The sequence below is a fragment of the Cellulosimicrobium sp. SJTW-1 genome, from assembly GCF_047716875.1.
Classification (GTDB): Bacteria; Actinomycetota; Actinomycetes; order Actinomycetales; family Cellulomonadaceae; genus Cellulosimicrobium; species Cellulosimicrobium funkei.
The window spans coordinates 626,737-641,637 of the sequence record NZ_CP136680.1 but is presented as its reverse complement, the minus strand read 5'-3'; the positions used below and the strand labels follow the sequence as shown (position 1 = coordinate 641,637).

Sequence of the window (14,901 nt, the reverse complement as noted above, 5' to 3'; positions counted from 1 at the left end):
ACCGACCGGGTGTCGCTGCCTCAGCGCTCCTCAGCGTTCCACAGGAGCGGCTCGGCTGCCGCGAGCGCCACGGCCAGCGCGCCGACCACGAGCCCGACGCGCGTGTGCGGCAGCCGCACGCCGCGGTCGCGCAGCCGCTCCCCGCGCCGGTAGACCCACTTCTCGCCCGCGACGACGAGGGTCGTCGCGAGCGCGAGCCCGGCCGCCGCACCCGCGACGGCGACGCCCGCCGGCACCGGCGTGGTGTCGTCGTCGGTCGTCGCCCAGGTGTTGTCCTCCCGCGGGGCGCCGTCGGCGGTCGTGGTCCCGGACGTCGCGTCCGTCCCGCCCGCGTCCGCCTCGCGGGCGGCGTCGCGCAGGGAGCGCAGGCCCTCGCGCGCCTCGGTCCCCTCGGTCGTCGAGGTGAACGTCAGCGCGACGGCGGCCGTCGCGACGGCGGTCTTGGCGAGCGCGCGCGCCCAGCGCGGGCGGACGGCGTCGGGCACGGCGTACCACGCCACGGTGGACAGCCCCGCGATCGCCACGGTGCGCGGGTCAGCGGCCCGTCGGGTCGGCGCGTGCTCGGTCATCATGTCCCTTCGTCGGCAGGTGTGCTCACGGGGCCTAACGGCTCGCGGCCGTGCCGGGTTCCTGCGGCGCGCAGGCGTTCGCGCAGGTAGCGCACCGCGGGGGCGTCGGTCATGGTCGCGCGCCACACGATCGTGACCGGGCGGGTCGGGACGGGCTCGCGCACGGGCACCGCGACGACGCCGGCCGGCAGCGTGCCGCGCCCGAGGCGCGGCACGAGCGCGACGGCGAGGTCCTGGGCCACGACCTCGACCTGCGACGCGAACTCGAGGCACCGGAAGTCGATGCGCGGGACGCGCGGCTCGCGCGCGAACATGTGGCAGAACCACTCGTAGCAGATGGTGCCGTCGGGCGTGCAGACCCAGGTCTCGTCGAGCAGGTCCGACGGCGTGAGCGCGGCCCGCCCCGCGAGGGGGCTCGACGCGTGCACGAGCATGTCGGCCTCGTCGCGGAACAGCTCCTCGGCGCGCAGGCTCGGCGGGAGCGCGAGGCCGACGCCCTCCCAGTGGTGCACGAGCGCGAGGTCCAGCGTGCCCGCCGCGACGGCCGCGACGGCGTCCCACGGCTCGGTCTCCTCGACGACGAGGCGCAGGTCCGGCACGTCGTCCCGCACGCGCGCGAGGAGCGGGGCGACGACGCCGCGCACCGCCGTCGAGAACGAGCCGAGGCGCACGGTCCCGGTGGGGCGCGCCCCGGCGTCGTGCAGGCGGGCCCGGAGCGACTCGACCTGCTCGCGCAGCGCGCGGCCCTCCTCGACGACGCGCCGCCCCGCGGCCGTGAGCACGACGCCGCGCCCCTGGCGGTCGAGCAGGCGCGCGCCGAGGTCGCGCTCCAGGCGCTTCACCTGCTGCGAGACGGCGGAGGGCGTGTACCCGAGGTCGCGCGCCGCGGCGTGCACGGTGCCGGTGCGCTCGACGGCGAGCAGGGCGTCCACGGCGGCGAGGTCGATCATGCGACCGATGCTATCCGGAAGCGGCGCTACCGGGAACCGTGCACGACTGTGCGCTGGACGTGCACGATGCCGCGGGCGCACCCTCGATGCCATGCCGCTGCGCCCGTCCCTCCTCGCCGTCCTCGTCGCCGTCGTCTGGGGCGTGAACTTCGTCGTCATCGACCTCGGGCTCGGCGACGTGCCGCCGACGCTGTTCGTCGCCCTGCGCTTCCTCGTCGTCCTGGTCCCCGCGGTGTTCCTCGTGCCGCGGCCCCGCGCGCGGTGGCAGGACGTGCTGCTCGTCGGCACGTTCATGAGCCTCGGCCAGTTCGGCCTGCTGTACACCGCGCTCGCGCTCGGCATGCCCGCCGGGCTCGCGTCGCTCGTGCTCCAGGCCCAGGTCGGGCTCACCGTGGTGTTCGCCGCCGCGGCGCTGCGCGAGGTCCCGACGCGTGCGCAGCTCGTGGGCGTGCTGGTCGGCGCGGCCGGGCTGGTCGTCGTCGGCGTGGGCCGCAGCGCCTCGACGCCGGCCCTCGCGTTCGTCGTGACGCTCGCCGCCGCGGCGTCGTGGGCGGTGGGGAACGTCGTCGCCCGACGCGCCGGGAGCCGCCGCGACCTGGCCTCTCCCTCGCGTGACCAGGGCTCTACCCCGCGCGACCTGGGCTCTACCTCGCGCGACCGGGGCTCTCCCTCGCGGCCCGGGCTGGAGGGGCTGTCGATGACGGTGTGGTCGGCGCTCGTGGTGCCGGTCCCCATGCTCGGGCTGTCGCTCGCGCTCGACGGGCCGGACGCCGTCGGGCACGCGCTCACCCACCTCACGCTCGCGCCGGTCCTGTCGACCCTCTACACCGCCTGGCTCGCGAGCCTCGTGGGCTACGGGATCTGGAACACGCTCCTCGCGCGGTACCCGGCGTCGGCGGTCGTGCCGTTCACGATGCTCGTGCCGCCGGTCGGGATGCTCGCCGCGTGGCTCGTGCTCGACGAGGTGCCGAACGCGGCCGAGGTGGTGGGCGGCGTCGTGCTCCTGCTGGGTGTCGCGACGACGACGGGCGTCCTCGGGCGACGGCGCTCGCCCGGCACGGCGGTCGCGCCCGGCGCGACGGCCGTCCCCGGCACGGCGGTCGCGCCCGACGCGGCGGCGTCCTTCGTCGCGACCGACCCGCCCTCCGCTCCCGGGCGCCCCGACGCGACCGCGACCGACGGTCCGACCGGGACACGCGCGCGTTCGCGCTGACAGGACGCCCGCGCGGGGGTTCCATGGGAGTCCGGGACGTCCGAGACGCGAGGGAGCCTCTCATGAGCGAGACCGCGGGCCGCACGGAGGAACGGCAGCAACCGGAGCTCAAGCGCGTCATGGGGCCCAAGCTGCTCCTGCTGTTCATCGTCGGGGACATCCTGGGCACAGGCGTGTACGCGCTCACCGGCCAGGTCGCGGGCGAGGTCGGTGGGGCGGCGTGGCTGCCGTTCCTGCTCGCGTTCGTCGTCGCGACGATCACCGCGTTCTCCTACCTCGAGCTCGTCACGAAGTACCCGAGCGCCGCGGGCGCCGCGCTCTACACGCACAAGGCGTTCGGCATCCACCTGCTGACGTTCGTCGTCGCGTTCATGGTCATGAGCTCCGGGATCACGTCGGCCTCCACGGCGTCCAACGCGTTCGCGGGGTTCGTCTCCGACGGGTTCGGGCTCGAGCTGCCGACGGGCGGGGACGGGCGCCTGCTCATCGCCCTCGCCTTCATGGCCCTCGTCGCGCTCGTCAACCTGCGCGGGGTCGGGGAGAGCGTCAAGGCGAACGTCGTGCTGTCGCTCGTCGAACTGTCCGGCCTCCTGCTCGTCATCTTCGTGGGGCTGTGGGCGACGACGCAGGGCCGCGCCGACTTCTCGCGCGTCGTCGTGTTCGAGAGCGCCGACGACAAGAGCGTGTTCCTCGCCGTCACCGCCGCGACGACGCTCGCGTTCTTCGCGATGGTCGGGTTCGAGGACTCCGTGAACATGGCCGAGGAGTGCAAGAACCCCGTGCGGGACTTCCCGCGCATGATGCTCACCGGGCTCTCGATCACGGGCGCGATCTACGTGCTCGTCGCGATCACCGCCGTCGCGCTCGTCCCCGTGGGCGACCTCACGGACGACGCCAAGGGGTCCGCGCTCACGCAGGTCGTCGCGGCGGGCGCGCCGAACCTGCCGTTCGACACGATCTTCCCGTTCATCGGGATGTTCGCCGTCGCTAACTCCGCGCTCATCAACATGCTCATGGCGTCCCGCCTGCTCTACGGCATGGCGAACCAGGGCGTGCTGCCGCGCGCGTTCGGCCAGGTGCACCCGTTCCGCCGCACGCCGTGGGTCGCGATCCTCGTGACGACGGCCATCGCGTTCGCGCTCATCGTGTACGTCGTGCGGCAGTCCGGGACCGCGGCGGGAACCAACGCGATCGCCCTCCTGGGCGGGACGACGTCGCTGCTCCTGCTCGTCGTCTTCACGATCGTCAACGTCGCCCTCCTCGTGCTGCGTCGTGACCGCGTCGACCACGAGCACTTCCGCACCCGCACCTCGCTCGCGGTGCTCGGCGCCCTCACGTGCGCGTACCTCGCCGGGCCGTGGGCCCGCAGCGCCGAGCAGCAGGAGCAGTACGTCATCGCGGGCGCGCTCGTGGCCCTCGGGGTCGTGCTCTCGTTCGTCACGTGGCTCTACAACCGCTCGGTGCGCCACCGCCGGATCGCGTTCTCCGACGTGTCGCGCCTGGAGGACGACGTCGACGACGACGGCCCGGGGCGGTGACCGCCGTCGCGCATGATGGGCCCATGCAGATCCGCGTCGCCGCCTACGCCGTGGTCGTCCGCGAGGACGGCCGGATGCTCCTCCCCCACTGGAGCGAGGGGGACCGCGGCGGCTGGACGCTGCCCGGCGGCGGCATCGACCAGGGCGAGGACCCCGCCGCCGCGGCCGTCCGCGAGGTGCGCGAGGAGACCGGCTACGACGTCGAGCTCGACGGCCTGCTCGGCGTCGACAGCCTCGTGATCGACGCCGCCGACCGGATCCGGCCCGAGGACCGCGACCGGTCGCTGCACGCGATCCGCATCGTCTACCGGGCCCACGTGGTGGGCGGCGAGCTGCGCGTCGAGGAGGACGAGTCGACCGACGACGTCGGCTGGTTCACGCCCGACGAGGTCGACGCGCTGGATCGTGTCGGCCTCGTCGACGTGGCCCGCCGGTGGGCCGGCCTGCTCCCCGTGCCGTCGTGACCCGCCCGCGCCGGGTGGCCGGCGGGCGGCCCGGGACGACGGTGCTGGGCGCGCTCGCCGTCGCCGTCCTCGTCCCGGTCGCGCTCGCCGCGTGCACGCCCGGCACCCCGCCGCCGGACCCGGACGCGGTGACGTCCGCACCGGCGCAGGCCCCGTCCCCCGATCCCGGCGCCACCACGGAGGACGGCGGCGCCGCGGACGACCCGAACGGCGACCGGAGCGGCGGCGCCGAGCCGACGGCCGTGCGCGTCCCCGTCGGGACGGCGACGGTCGAGATCGCCGTGCCCCCGCCGACGTCGGGCGGGGCGACGCCTCCCCGCGTCACGGCCGACGCCGAGGGCGCGTCCGACGTCACGCTCACCCTCGCGGGCGCCCCTGCCGTGGTCTCGGTGGAGGGCGGCTCGCTCGTGCGCCACCCGGACGGCACGCTCACCGTCCTGGACGACGGCGGCACGCCCGTCGGCGGGCTCGGCGCCCCGCGCGTCGCGGGCCGGCACGGAGCGCCGGGCACGCCCGGCGCGGACGGCGCGGACGGCGCAAGCGGGGCGGCGAGCGGGACGGCCGACGGCGCGGACGCCGGCCCCGCGGCGAGCACCCCCGCGCCCGGGACCCCGCGCGTCCGGGTCGCGCTCGTCGACGCCCACCGCGCGGAGGTGACGCTCGTGGGGACCGCGGGGACGACGTCGGGCGCGGACGACGCGGCGGGCGCTCCCGCCGGGGACGCGGACGAGACCGTGACGACGGACGCCGCCGCGGCGTGGGACGTCGTCGTCCCGCTCGGTACGCGCGCGGTGCGGAGCACCGGCTGGGGCGAGCGCGAGGGCGGCCGGTCGCTCGCCGTCGACCCGACGGCGTGGGCCCGCGCCGCCGGGCAGGCGGGCCGTGAGCTCGTGTGGGCGCAGATCGTCGCCGCCGAGCCGGAGGCCGACACCCCGACGATGCACGACCAGCTCGTGTGCCACGCCGTCGGCGCCCCGGACAAGGCGACGTGGAACCTCGAGCCCTGGCGGCCCGACGTCGGGCTCCTCGCCACGATGTCCGCGCGCTGCAACCCCGCCTGACCGCCGCCGTCGTCCCGACTGCGGCCCGCGCACCGGCTCGGCCGCCGAGCACGACGTCCCTCAGCGTCGAGCACGAGGTTCCTGTCGGCATCCGCCTCGGAACGACAGGAACCTCGTGCTCGGCGACCGAGACGGAGACCGAGACGGAGACCGAGACGGCAACGGCCCGGGCGGCACGACGGCTGGTGGACGTCGTGCCGCCCGGGCCTGACCCTCGGCAGCGGTACCGCTCCGCCTGCGACGCCGAGGACGTTCCGGGGTGGCGCCGAAGAGGGCGCCGGGGTGGTCAGCGGGCCTGCGGGCCGCCCTTCGCGGCCTTGCGCAGCGACTTCTCGCTCCGCGGCTCGTCGCCGCTCGCGCGCAGGCGCCGGTAGTAGTCGCGCGCCTCGTCCTGGCGCTCCTTCTCGATGCCCGTCGCGATCGTCGCGCGCAGGTGCTCGGGGCCGTAGCCCCAGGCGTCCACGAGGTCCTGCGCGTGCGGACGCAGCCGGTCGATGAGGCGGTCGAGGTAGCTCGTCACCGTGCGCGCGCGCTGCGTCGAGAGGCGCCCGTTGAGCAGGTACCAGGCGAGGTGCCGCTCGACGAGGCTCAGGCCGAACAGGTCGCGCACCGTGGTGAGGACCTCGCGCGTGCCCGCGTCCTCGATCGTGTCGAGCGCCTGCGTGAACGCCTCCCAGCGCAGCAGCTCCGCGTGGGCGCGGGCCGCCTCGACGAGCTCGACCTGGTGGGCGTTGAACAGGTTCGTCGCCGTCTCCGGGTCGGCCTTCTGCGCGGGGCGCAGCGCCTGCGCGACGTCCGCGACCATCGTCTCGACCCGGTCGGTGAGCAGCGCGCGCTGCGTCTCGGGGTCGCGCAGGTGGCCGGCCGCACGGCGCGGGTCGCCGACGTCCGCGAGCGCCTGCGCGGCCCGCTTGAGCGGCGTGCGGTGCAGCGCCATGTCGCTCGCGCGCTCGACGACGACGCGCGCCATCTGGCCCGGGGTGATGCCCTTGAACTGCTTGCCGTAGTCGGCGAGCAGGCGCTTCGCGACGAGCTGGAGCAGCACGGTGTTGTCGCCCTCGAACGTCGCGTACACGTCGAGGTCGGCGCGCAGGCTCGTGATGCGGTTGGTCGTGAGGAACCCGGCCCCGCCGCACGCCTCGCGCGTCTCCTGGAGCACGTCGAGCGCGAACCGCGTGCTCGTGGCCTTGAGCGCGGCCGCCGTCGTCTCGAGGTCCTCGCGCTGCTCCGGGGTGTCCTCCTCGCCGGAGAACACCGAGTGGAACAGGTCGAGCAGGCGGTCGTGCGCGAAGTGCGCCGCGTAGGTCTCCGCGATGGGGACGATCAGGCGACGCTTGTGCGTGCCGTAGTCGAGGAGCACGACCTCCTCCGTCGGCGTCGCGCCCGTGAACTGGCGGCGCTCGTTCGCGTACCGCACCGCGATCGCGAGGCCGAGCTTCGCCGCGGTCACCGCGGCGCCGTCGAGCGACACGCGACCCTGGACGAGCGAGCCGAGCATCGTGAAGAAGCGGCGTCCGGGGCTGTCGATGGGGCTGGAGTACGTGCCGTCGGCGTCCACCGAGCCGTAGCGGGCAAGCAGGTCGGTGCGCGGGACCCGCACGTGGTCGAAGTGCAGGCGCCCGTTGTCGATGCCGTTGAGCCCGCCCTTCTGGCCGTCGTCCTCGCCGCCCACGCCGGGCAGGAAGGGCAGCCGGCCGAGCTCGTCGCGCTCGCCCGCGGTGTCGCGGATGGGCACGTAGAACGCGTGCACGCCGTGGTTGACGTTCTTCGTGATCAGCTGCGCGAACACGACGGCGGCCACGCCGTGCACGCCCGCGTTCCCGAGGTAGTCCTTCCACGCCCCGCGGAACGGGGTGTGGATGACGAACTCCTCGGTCTCCGGGTCGTACGTCGCCGTGGTGGCGATGCTCGCGACGTCGGACCCGTGGCCGATCTCCGTCATCGCGAACGCGCCCGGCACCGAGAGGTCCATGGCGCCCGGCAGGAGACGGTCCTGCTGCTCGGGCGTGCCTAGGTGCAGGATGGCCGAGCCGAACAGCCCCCACTGCACGCCCGCCTTGATCTGCAGCGACGGGTCGGCCGCGACGAGCTCCTCGAACCCGGCGAGGTTGCCGCCCGCGTCGTCCGCGCCGCCGAGGCGCTCCGGGTACCCGCGCCACACCTGGCCCTTGCCCACGAGCAGGTGCATCTGCTCCAGCACGCGCTCGCGGTGCTCACGCAGGCTCAGGCCCTCGATGCGCTGGAACGCCTCCTCGCCCGCGGTCGCGCGCGCCGCCGCGCGCAGGTCGGCCCAGCGGCCGAGCAGGATCTTCTCGAGCGCGGCGACGTCGACGCGGGCGTCGCCCTGCGACGTCGGGCCCGCGTCGCCGGCGCTCGTCGTGCGCGGTGCGAGCGCGGGACGGTCGGACGTGGCGGTCATGGCTTCTCCTTGGGGTCTGAGGCGGTCGCCGGGTGCGGAGGGCGGACGGCGTCCGGGCGGGTCGTGCCCGGGTTGTGGGAGAGGACGCCGACGGGGCCGGCCCACAGCCACGCGGCGACGCGCTCGGTGAGCTGCTCGCGGTCGGGGACGTCGGCGCGCTCGCGGTGGGCGAGCCACCACTCGCCGGCGCCCCGGACGAAGCCGACGGCGCCCGCGGCCCACGCCGCGGCGTCGGCCGGGGAGACGTCGGTGACCCGGGCGAACGGCTCGGCGACGAGCTCGATCACCGAGTCGAGGAAGGCGGCGAGCGGGGCGCGGTCGGCGCCGCCCGCGCCCTGGGTGAGGCCGCTCGCCGCGAGCTGGGCGGCGGGCTCCTCCGTCCCCGCGACGGCGCTCGTCCGGGTGACGAAGTAGTACACGTTGGGCGAGCTCTCGATCATCTCGAGGTACACGCCGACCATCGCGCGCAGCGCGCGCTTGGGCGTCTCGGCGGTCTCGGCCGCCTGGGTCAGGGCGTCGTGCATCTGCCCCACGACGGCGGAGCCCAGGGCGACCTGGAGCCCGGTCTTGTCGTCGAAGTAGCGGTAGATGATCGACTTCGACGTGCCCGACGCCGCCGCGATCTCGTCCATGGAGACCCCGGGGCCTCCCCGGTGCACCGCCTTGCTCGCCGCCCGGATGAGCTCCGCGCGGCGCGCCGCCCGGTGCTCGTCCCAGCGGGTCGACCGACCGTCGACCACCGCGGCCGGCTGCACCCGCCCTCGGGTGACCGGTCGCGCGTCGGCACCTGCGTTCACGTCGTCCTCCGTTGCGCCCGACCTCGATGTCGTCGGCACCTCGTCACGGGTGCCGTGCCGGGGCAGGGCACAGCCCTGTGACCCGACTCACGAAACCGAGAGTATCAGGTACTCTTGGTATTGGACACCAACCGGTCCTCTCCCCCGCCTCGCGCACGCCGTGCCGAGGCGCTCTCCCGGGCCGGCACCGAACGCAGCGCAGCGAGCACGGACAGGAAGTGAGGCACAGTGGCCACCAGCACCAGCCCCCGCCCGACCCCCGGGCAGTCCCCCCGGGAAGACGCCCCTGCGGGCGCTCCCCGCGACGCGTGGGTCGTGGGCGGGAACCGCATCCCGTTCGCCCGCGCCGGCAAGAAGTACGCGTCCGCGAGCAACCAGGAGATGTTCACCGCCGCGCTCGAGGGGCTCGTCGCGCGCTTCGGCCTCCAGGGCGAGCGGCTCGGGGAGGTCGTCGGCGGCGCCGTGCTCAAGCACTCCCGCGACTTCAACCTCGTGCGCGAGTCGGTGCTCGGGTCGTCGCTCTCCCCGCAGACCCCGGCCTACGACCTCCAGCAGGCGTGCGCGACCGGCCTGGAGGCGACCATCGCCGTCGCGAACAAGATCCGTCTCGGCCAGGTCGAGTCGGGCGTCGCGGGCGGCTCCGACACCGTGTCCGACGCCCCCATCGCCGTGAGCGAGGGCCTGCGTCGGGCGCTGCTCGAGGCGAGCCACGCCAAGACGTTCGGCCAGCGCGTCAAGGCGTTCGCGAAGGTCCGCCCCGCCGACCTCGCGCCCCTCACGCCCGCGACCGACGAGCCGCGCACCGGCCTGTCGATGGGCGAGCACCAGGCGATCACGACGGCCCGCTGGGACATCTCGCGCGAGGCGCAGGACGAGCTCGCGCTCGCGAGCCACGAGCGCCTCGCGGCCGCGTGGGACGCCGGGTTCTTCGACGACCTCGTCACCCCGTTCCGCGGGCTCGTGCGCGACGACAACCTGCGCGCCGACTCGTCGCTCGAGAAGCTCGCCGCGCTCAAGCCGGTGTACGGCAAGCGCCTGGAAGGCGTCACCCCGACCATGACGGCGGGCAACTCGACCCCGCTCACCGACGGCGCGTCGACCGTCCTCCTCGCCTCGGCCGAGTGGGCGCGCGAGCGCGACCTGCCGCTCCTCGCGCGCGTCGTCGACGCGGAGACCGCCGCCGTCGACTTCGTGCACGGCCACGAGGGCCTGCTCATGGCCCCCGCGCACGCGGTCCCCCGCCTGCTCGCCCGCAACGGGCTCACGCTCGGCGACTTCGACCTCTACGAGATCCACGAGGCGTTCGCGTCGACCGTGCTCACGACGCTCAAGGCCTGGGAGGACGACGAGTACTGCCGCACCGAGCTCGGGCTCGACGGCGCGCTCGGCTCGATCGACCGCTCGCGGCTCAACGTCAACGGCTCCTCGCTCGCCGCGGGCCACCCGTTCGCCGCGACCGGCGGGCGCATCGTCGCGACGGCGGCCAAGCTCCTCGCGCAGCGCACCGCCGATACCGGGGCGCCCGCGCGTGCGCTGATCTCCGTGTGCGCCGCGGGGGGCCTCGGCGTCGCCGCGATCCTCGAGTCCGTCCCCGCGACCGACGCCGCCTGACGCCCCGACGACCGAGAGGAACACCGTGACCGACTCCTACGTCCAGGCCGTCAACTCCGGCTTCACGAAGACGCTCGCCAAGAAGCTCGGCCTCCCGCGCCCCGCGGTCCTGCGCCGCTTCCGCGCGGGCGACCCGCTCACCGTCGGGCCCGTGCTCGTGCTCGGCGGCACGCCCGGCGTGCGCGACGACGCCGACCTCGTCGCCGAGGCCCTGCTCGGCTGGGACCTCGACGTCCGCCAGACCCCGGACGACACGACCCGCTGGGGCGCGGTCGTCGTCGTGCTCAGCGGGATCGAGCGGCCGCAGGACGCGTCCGCGCCCGTCATGGCGCTCTCGGCGACGCTCCGCCGCCTCGCGCCCAACGGTCGCGTCGTGACGATCTCCCGCGCCCCCGCCGACACCGACTCGCCCGAGCTCGCCGCCGCCCGCGAGGGCGTCGACGGGTTCCTGCGGTCCGTCGCCAAGGAGCTGCGCTACGGAGCGACCGCCAACGGCATCCAGGTGACCGACGACGCCCCCGTCGACAGCCCGAGCGTCCTCGCGACCCTCCGCTTCTTCCTGTCCGCCAAGTCGGCGTTCGTCGACGGCCAGCTCCTCCGGGTGGGCCCGAGCGCGACCGACGGCGCCTCTGGCAACAGCTCCGCCGACCTCGACCAGCCGCTCGCCGGCAAGGTCGCGGTCGTCACGGGCGCGGCCCGCGGCATCGGGGCGCAGGTCGCCCGGACGCTCGCGCGCGACGGCGCGAAGGTCGTCGTGGTCGACGTGCCCGCGGCGGGCGAGGCGCTCGCCCGGGTCGCGAACGAGATCAAGGGCACGGCGCTGCAGCTCGACGTGACCGCCGACGACGCGGGCGCCCGGATCCTCGAGCACGCTCGCGCACGGCACGGCGGGCTCGACGTCCTCGTGCACAACGCCGGCATCCTCCGCGACAAGCTGCTCGCCAACATGTCGCCCGACAAGTGGGACGCGGTGGTCGCGGTGAACCTCGCCGCGCAGCTGCGGATCACGGAGTACCTGCTCGGCGCGAACGGGTTCTCCTCCGCGCCGCGCGTCGTGTCGCTCGCCTCGACGAGCGGGATCGCGGGCAACCGGGGCCAGGCGAACTACGCGTTCTCGAAGGCGGGCGTCATCGGGCACACGCGCGCGTTCGCCCGCCTGCTCGCGGCGCCGGGCGGTCCGGGCGGGACGGCGAACGCCGTCGCGCCGGGCTTCATCGAGACGGACATGACGGCGTCGATCCCGTTCGTGCAGCGCGAGGTCGCGCGCCGCGTCGCGTCGCTCCAGCAGGGCGGCCAGCCCGTGGACGTGGCCGAGGCGATCGCGTTCCTCGCGTCGCCCGCGGCCGGGGGCGTCAACGGGCAGGTGCTGCGCGTGTGCGGGCAGAACGTGGTGGGCCGGTGACGGCGCCCGCGGGCGCCCCGGCGCGCGTCGAGACGCTGCCCGCCGTCCCGGGTCTGGGCGGCCTGTACGTGCGCGGGCTCGCGGCGTCGGGCCGGATCGCGGCGGCGCACCGGCTGCCCGTCCGGGGCGACCGGACGGAGCTCACGCTCCCGGACGTCACCTACCGGGTCGCGGCCGTCCCGACGGGCGACGACGCGGCGCCGGACCACGTCGGCAGCGCCGCGCACCTCGCGCGGTACGCGCGGCTCGTGGGCGAGGCGCCGTCGGACGTCCTGCCCGCCGGGTACCTGCACGTGCTGGGGTTCCCGCTCGCGACGGCCGTCATGGTGCGGGCCGACTTCCCGCTCCCGCTGCTCGGCATGGTGCACCTCGCGAACTCGGTGTCCGTGCTGCGCCCGGTGCGGCTCGGGGCCGTGCTCGAGGTCCGCGCGTGGGCGCAGGACCTGCGCCCGCACCGTCGCGGGGTCCAGGTGGACCTCGTCACGGAGGTCTCGGTGCTGCGCACGGACGACGAGCGCGCCGCGGGGAGCGGGCTGGCCGCGACGACGCTCGCCTACCGGGGCGTCTCGACGTACCTCGCGAAGGGCGCGTCCCTCCCGGGCGGCCCCGCCCCGGCCGACGCCGACGGCCCGCCCGCGTTCGTCCCGCCCCTGCCCACCGCACGGTGGGCGCTCGGGGCGGGGACGGGCCGCGCGTACGCGGCGGTGTCGGGCGACCGCAACCCGATCCACACCTCGGCACTGGGCGCCAAGGCGTTCGGGTTCCCGCGGGCCATCGCGCACGGCATGTACACCGCGGCGCGGGCGCTCGCCGAGGCGGGTCCCGGTCGCGGCGACGCCTACGACTGGACCGTCACGTTCGCCAAGCCGGTGCTGCTGCCCGGCACGGTCGACGTCGCGCTGCGCCCGGCGGGCGACGTGCCCGCCGAGGTGCGGGACGCCGTCGGGCAGGTCGCGGCGGCCGTGCCCGACGGCGCGGGCGACCCGGGCACGGGCGTCGCCTACCAGGCGTGGGACGGCAAGGGCCGCCTCCACCTCGCGGGCCGCGTCACCCCGCGCCCCTGACCCTTGCCGCCGAGCACGGGGTCGGTGTCGTTCTCGAGCGCATGACGACACCTACCCCGTGCTCGACGCCGCGCAGGCTCGTGCTCGGAGCGCCGAAAGGTCAGGCCAGGCGGGCGAGCAGGCCGGCGCGGACGGTCGGCCACTCGTCGCGGAGGACCGAGAAGTAGGCGGTGTCCTGGCGGGAGCCGTCGGGCGCCACGCGGTGGCTGCGCAGGACGCCCTCCGTCACCGCGCCCAGGCGTCGGATCGCCCCGATGGACCGGCTGTTGCGGGCGTCGGCGCGGAGCGCGACGCGCGCGACCCCGAGGTCCTCGAACGCGTGCCGCAGCAGGAGGTACTTGCACGCCGGGTTCGTCGTCCCGCCCCACCACTCGCGCGCGTAGAACGTGGACCCGAGCTCGACCCGGCCCTGGGAGGGCACCCACTCGTAGAGCGACGTCGAGCCGCGGACCGCGGCGTCGGCGGTCGCGCCGTCCGCACCGGGAGCGCTGGAGGCGCCCAGGACCGCGAACGCGAGCCGGCCCGGCGCGGCGACCGCGTCGCGCACGTAGCCCTCCATCGCGTCCGTGCCGCGCGGGACGGCGCTGGACATGCCCGCCCAGATGCCGTCGTCGACGAGGGCGCCGAGCGCCGGCGCGTGGGTCGCGGCGAGCGGTTCGAGGCGGACGCCGAAGCCCTCGAGGACGGTGTCGTGGTGCACCCGCACATCCCACCACACCGCCGGTGCCCCGACCGCGTGCGAACCCGGCCGACCGTGGTTACGGTCGAGAGGTACCGACGAGAGGAGCACCCATGGGACTCGGAGACAAGGCCAAGCACGCCGCTGAAGAGGCGGGTGGCAAGCTCAAGGAAGGCGCGGGCAAGCTCACGGACAACGAGCGGCTCGAGGCCGAGGGCCAGGGCGACCAGGCCAAGGCCAACGTCAAGCAGGCGGGCGACGACGTCAAGGACGCGTTCGACCGCTGACGTGCTCCACCGTTCTGCCCACGAGGGCTCCGCTCCGGCGGGGCCCTCGTGGCGTCTCGGGACCGTTCGCCCGGGACGCCACGACCGGGATGCGACGACCAGGACGCGACGACCGGGGCGCGACGACCGGGAGCGGCGACGGTCAGGACGCGGCGAGCGGCCGGACGTCGGCCGACGGCGCCGGGGCGAGCACCGGCACGACGCGCGGGGCGGTGATCCGCGCGAGGAGGCCCACCTCGACCCCGGGCCACTCGGGCGCGAGGATCGAGAACAGCACGGAGTCGGCGCGCGTCCCGTCGGGCGCGGTGCGGTGGCCGCGCATGACGCCCTCCTCGTAGGCGCCGAGACGGCGCATGGCCCCGAGCGAGCGCTCGTTGCGCGTGTCGACGCGGAAGCCGACCCGGTGCACGTCCCACGTCTCGAACGCGTGGCGCAGCAGGAGCCACTTCGTCACGGGGTTGACGAGGCTCCCCCACGTGGTGCGCGCGTAGAACGTGCGGCCCACCTCGACGCGGCGGTCGACGAGCGACAGGTCGCGGAACGCGGTGCTGCCGAGCACGGCGCCGGGCGCGCCGTCGGGGTCGACGGCGCGCACGACGAAGCCCGTGAGGTCCGGGGCCGCGCGGGTCGCGGCCACGAGATCGGCCATCCCCGCGACCCCGTAGGGCAGGGGGATGCTCATCCCTGACCACATCGCCTCGTCGACGAGGCCGGCCAGCGTCTCAGCGTGCTCCAGGGCCAGCGGTTCCAGCCGGAAACCGTGCCCCGAGAGGACGACGTCGTGCAGCACAGCGCATATCAGAGCACACGCGGAACACCGCGCCAAGAGGGTCCGGCGACGCGGTGG

The 14,901-nt window shown here is 75.5% G+C and carries 14 protein-coding genes; 8 read left to right on the top strand and 6 right to left on the bottom strand.

Annotation, left to right across the window (positions count from 1 at the left end):
- Nucleotides 1–20: 20 nt before the first annotated feature.
- Nucleotides 21–569, bottom strand: coding sequence for a hypothetical protein (locus tag RSE42_RS02930; RefSeq protein WP_415297829.1), 549 nt, complete (start codon nt 567–569; stop codon nt 21–23).
- Entirely contained in the window at nt 569–1,519 is a 951-nt protein-coding gene (locus tag RSE42_RS02925; RefSeq protein WP_415297828.1) for a LysR family transcriptional regulator, read from the bottom strand. Before RSE42_RS02925 ends, RSE42_RS02930 begins: the two co-directional genes overlap by 1 nt.
- Before the next feature lie 91 nt (nt 1,520–1,610).
- Between RSE42_RS02925 and RSE42_RS02920 the strand changes: the two genes are divergently transcribed.
- The 4 genes from RSE42_RS02920 (at nt 1,611) to RSE42_RS02905 (ending at nt 5,795) form a co-directional block, all read left to right on the top strand.
- Nucleotides 1,611–2,732: an EamA family transporter gene (locus tag RSE42_RS02920; RefSeq protein WP_415297827.1), complete on the top strand. Its 1,122-nt coding sequence runs from the start codon at nt 1,611–1,613 to the stop codon at nt 2,730–2,732.
- A gap of 62 nt (nt 2,733–2,794) precedes the next feature.
- Nucleotides 2,795–4,270, top strand: a complete 1,476-nt coding sequence (locus RSE42_RS02915) for an APC family permease (protein ID WP_415297826.1) — start codon at nt 2,795–2,797, stop codon at nt 4,268–4,270.
- 23 nt (nt 4,271–4,293) lie between these two features.
- On the top strand, nt 4,294–4,734 hold the full coding sequence (locus tag RSE42_RS02910; RefSeq protein ID WP_415297825.1) for an NUDIX hydrolase: 441 nt from the start codon (nt 4,294–4,296) through the stop codon (nt 4,732–4,734).
- Complete coding sequence (locus tag RSE42_RS02905) at nt 4,731–5,795, top strand: DUF2599 domain-containing protein (protein ID WP_415297824.1); 1,065 nt, start codon at nt 4,731–4,733, stop codon at nt 5,793–5,795. The genes RSE42_RS02910 and RSE42_RS02905 overlap by 4 nt, the downstream gene beginning before the upstream one ends.
- 286 nt (nt 5,796–6,081) lie before the next feature.
- On the opposite strand, the gene RSE42_RS02900 is transcribed toward RSE42_RS02905, so the two are convergent.
- Nucleotides 6,082–8,214 carry an acyl-CoA dehydrogenase gene (locus RSE42_RS02900; RefSeq protein ID WP_415297823.1) on the bottom strand — a complete coding sequence of 711 codons (2,133 nt, stop codon included), beginning with the start codon at nt 8,212–8,214 and terminating at the stop codon, nt 6,082–6,084.
- Nucleotides 8,211–9,011: a TetR/AcrR family transcriptional regulator gene (locus RSE42_RS02895; protein WP_415297822.1), complete on the bottom strand. Its 801-nt coding sequence runs from the start codon at nt 9,009–9,011 to the stop codon at nt 8,211–8,213. The genes RSE42_RS02900 and RSE42_RS02895 overlap by 4 nt, the downstream gene beginning before the upstream one ends.
- A 228-nt stretch (nt 9,012–9,239) precedes the next feature.
- Here RSE42_RS02895 and RSE42_RS02890 point away from each other — a divergent pair, with 228 nt between their 5' ends.
- The 3 genes from RSE42_RS02890 to RSE42_RS02880 are packed head-to-tail and all read left to right on the top strand — an operon-like array spanning nt 9,240 to nt 13,088.
- Nucleotides 9,240–10,622 carry an acetyl-CoA C-acetyltransferase gene (locus RSE42_RS02890; RefSeq protein WP_415297821.1) on the top strand — a complete coding sequence of 461 codons (1,383 nt, stop codon included), beginning with the start codon at nt 9,240–9,242 and terminating at the stop codon, nt 10,620–10,622.
- Nucleotides 10,623–10,647: 25 nt separating this feature from the next.
- Nucleotides 10,648–12,024, top strand: a complete 1,377-nt coding sequence (locus RSE42_RS02885) for a 3-oxoacyl-ACP reductase (RefSeq protein WP_194521886.1) — start codon at nt 10,648–10,650, stop codon at nt 12,022–12,024.
- On the top strand, nt 12,021–13,088 hold the full coding sequence (locus RSE42_RS02880; protein WP_415297820.1) for a MaoC/PaaZ C-terminal domain-containing protein: 1,068 nt from the start codon (nt 12,021–12,023) through the stop codon (nt 13,086–13,088). Before RSE42_RS02885 ends, RSE42_RS02880 begins: the two co-directional genes overlap by 4 nt.
- Nucleotides 13,089–13,188: 100 nt before the next feature.
- On the opposite strand, the gene RSE42_RS02875 is transcribed toward RSE42_RS02880, so the two are convergent.
- Nucleotides 13,189–13,788 carry a GNAT family N-acetyltransferase gene (locus tag RSE42_RS02875; RefSeq protein WP_415297819.1) on the bottom strand — a complete coding sequence of 200 codons (600 nt, stop codon included), beginning with the start codon at nt 13,786–13,788 and terminating at the stop codon, nt 13,189–13,191.
- Between the two features lie 92 nt (nt 13,789–13,880).
- Between RSE42_RS02875 and RSE42_RS02870 the strand changes: the two genes are divergently transcribed.
- On the top strand, nt 13,881–14,054 hold the full coding sequence (locus tag RSE42_RS02870) for a CsbD family protein (RefSeq protein WP_034652831.1): 174 nt from the start codon (nt 13,881–13,883) through the stop codon (nt 14,052–14,054).
- Between the two features lie 142 nt (nt 14,055–14,196).
- On the opposite strand, the gene RSE42_RS02865 is transcribed toward RSE42_RS02870, so the two are convergent.
- Nucleotides 14,197–14,844, bottom strand: coding sequence for a GNAT family N-acetyltransferase (locus RSE42_RS02865; RefSeq protein WP_409141292.1), 648 nt, complete (start codon nt 14,842–14,844; stop codon nt 14,197–14,199).
- Between the last annotated feature and the right edge of the window lie 57 nt (nt 14,845–14,901).

Excerpts from the sequence above, each read along its gene's own strand:
- RSE42_RS02930 (WP_415297829.1), bottom strand. The coding sequence starts at position 569 with ATGACCGAGCACGCGCCGACCCGACGGGCCGCTGACCCGCGCACCGTG.
- RSE42_RS02925 (WP_415297828.1), bottom strand. The coding sequence starts at position 1,519 with ATGATCGACCTCGCCGCCGTGGACGCCCTGCTCGCCGTCGAGCGCACC.
- RSE42_RS02920 (WP_415297827.1), top strand. The coding sequence starts at position 1,611 with ATGCCGCTGCGCCCGTCCCTCCTCGCCGTCCTCGTCGCCGTCGTCTGG.
- RSE42_RS02915 (WP_415297826.1), top strand. The coding sequence starts at position 2,795 with ATGAGCGAGACCGCGGGCCGCACGGAGGAACGGCAGCAACCGGAGCTC.
- RSE42_RS02910 (WP_415297825.1), top strand. The coding sequence starts at position 4,294 with ATGCAGATCCGCGTCGCCGCCTACGCCGTGGTCGTCCGCGAGGACGGC.
- RSE42_RS02900 (WP_415297823.1), bottom strand. The coding sequence starts at position 8,214 with ATGACCGCCACGTCCGACCGTCCCGCGCTCGCACCGCGCACGACGAGC.
- RSE42_RS02870 (WP_034652831.1), top strand. The coding sequence starts at position 13,881 with ATGGGACTCGGAGACAAGGCCAAGCACGCCGCTGAAGAGGCGGGTGGC.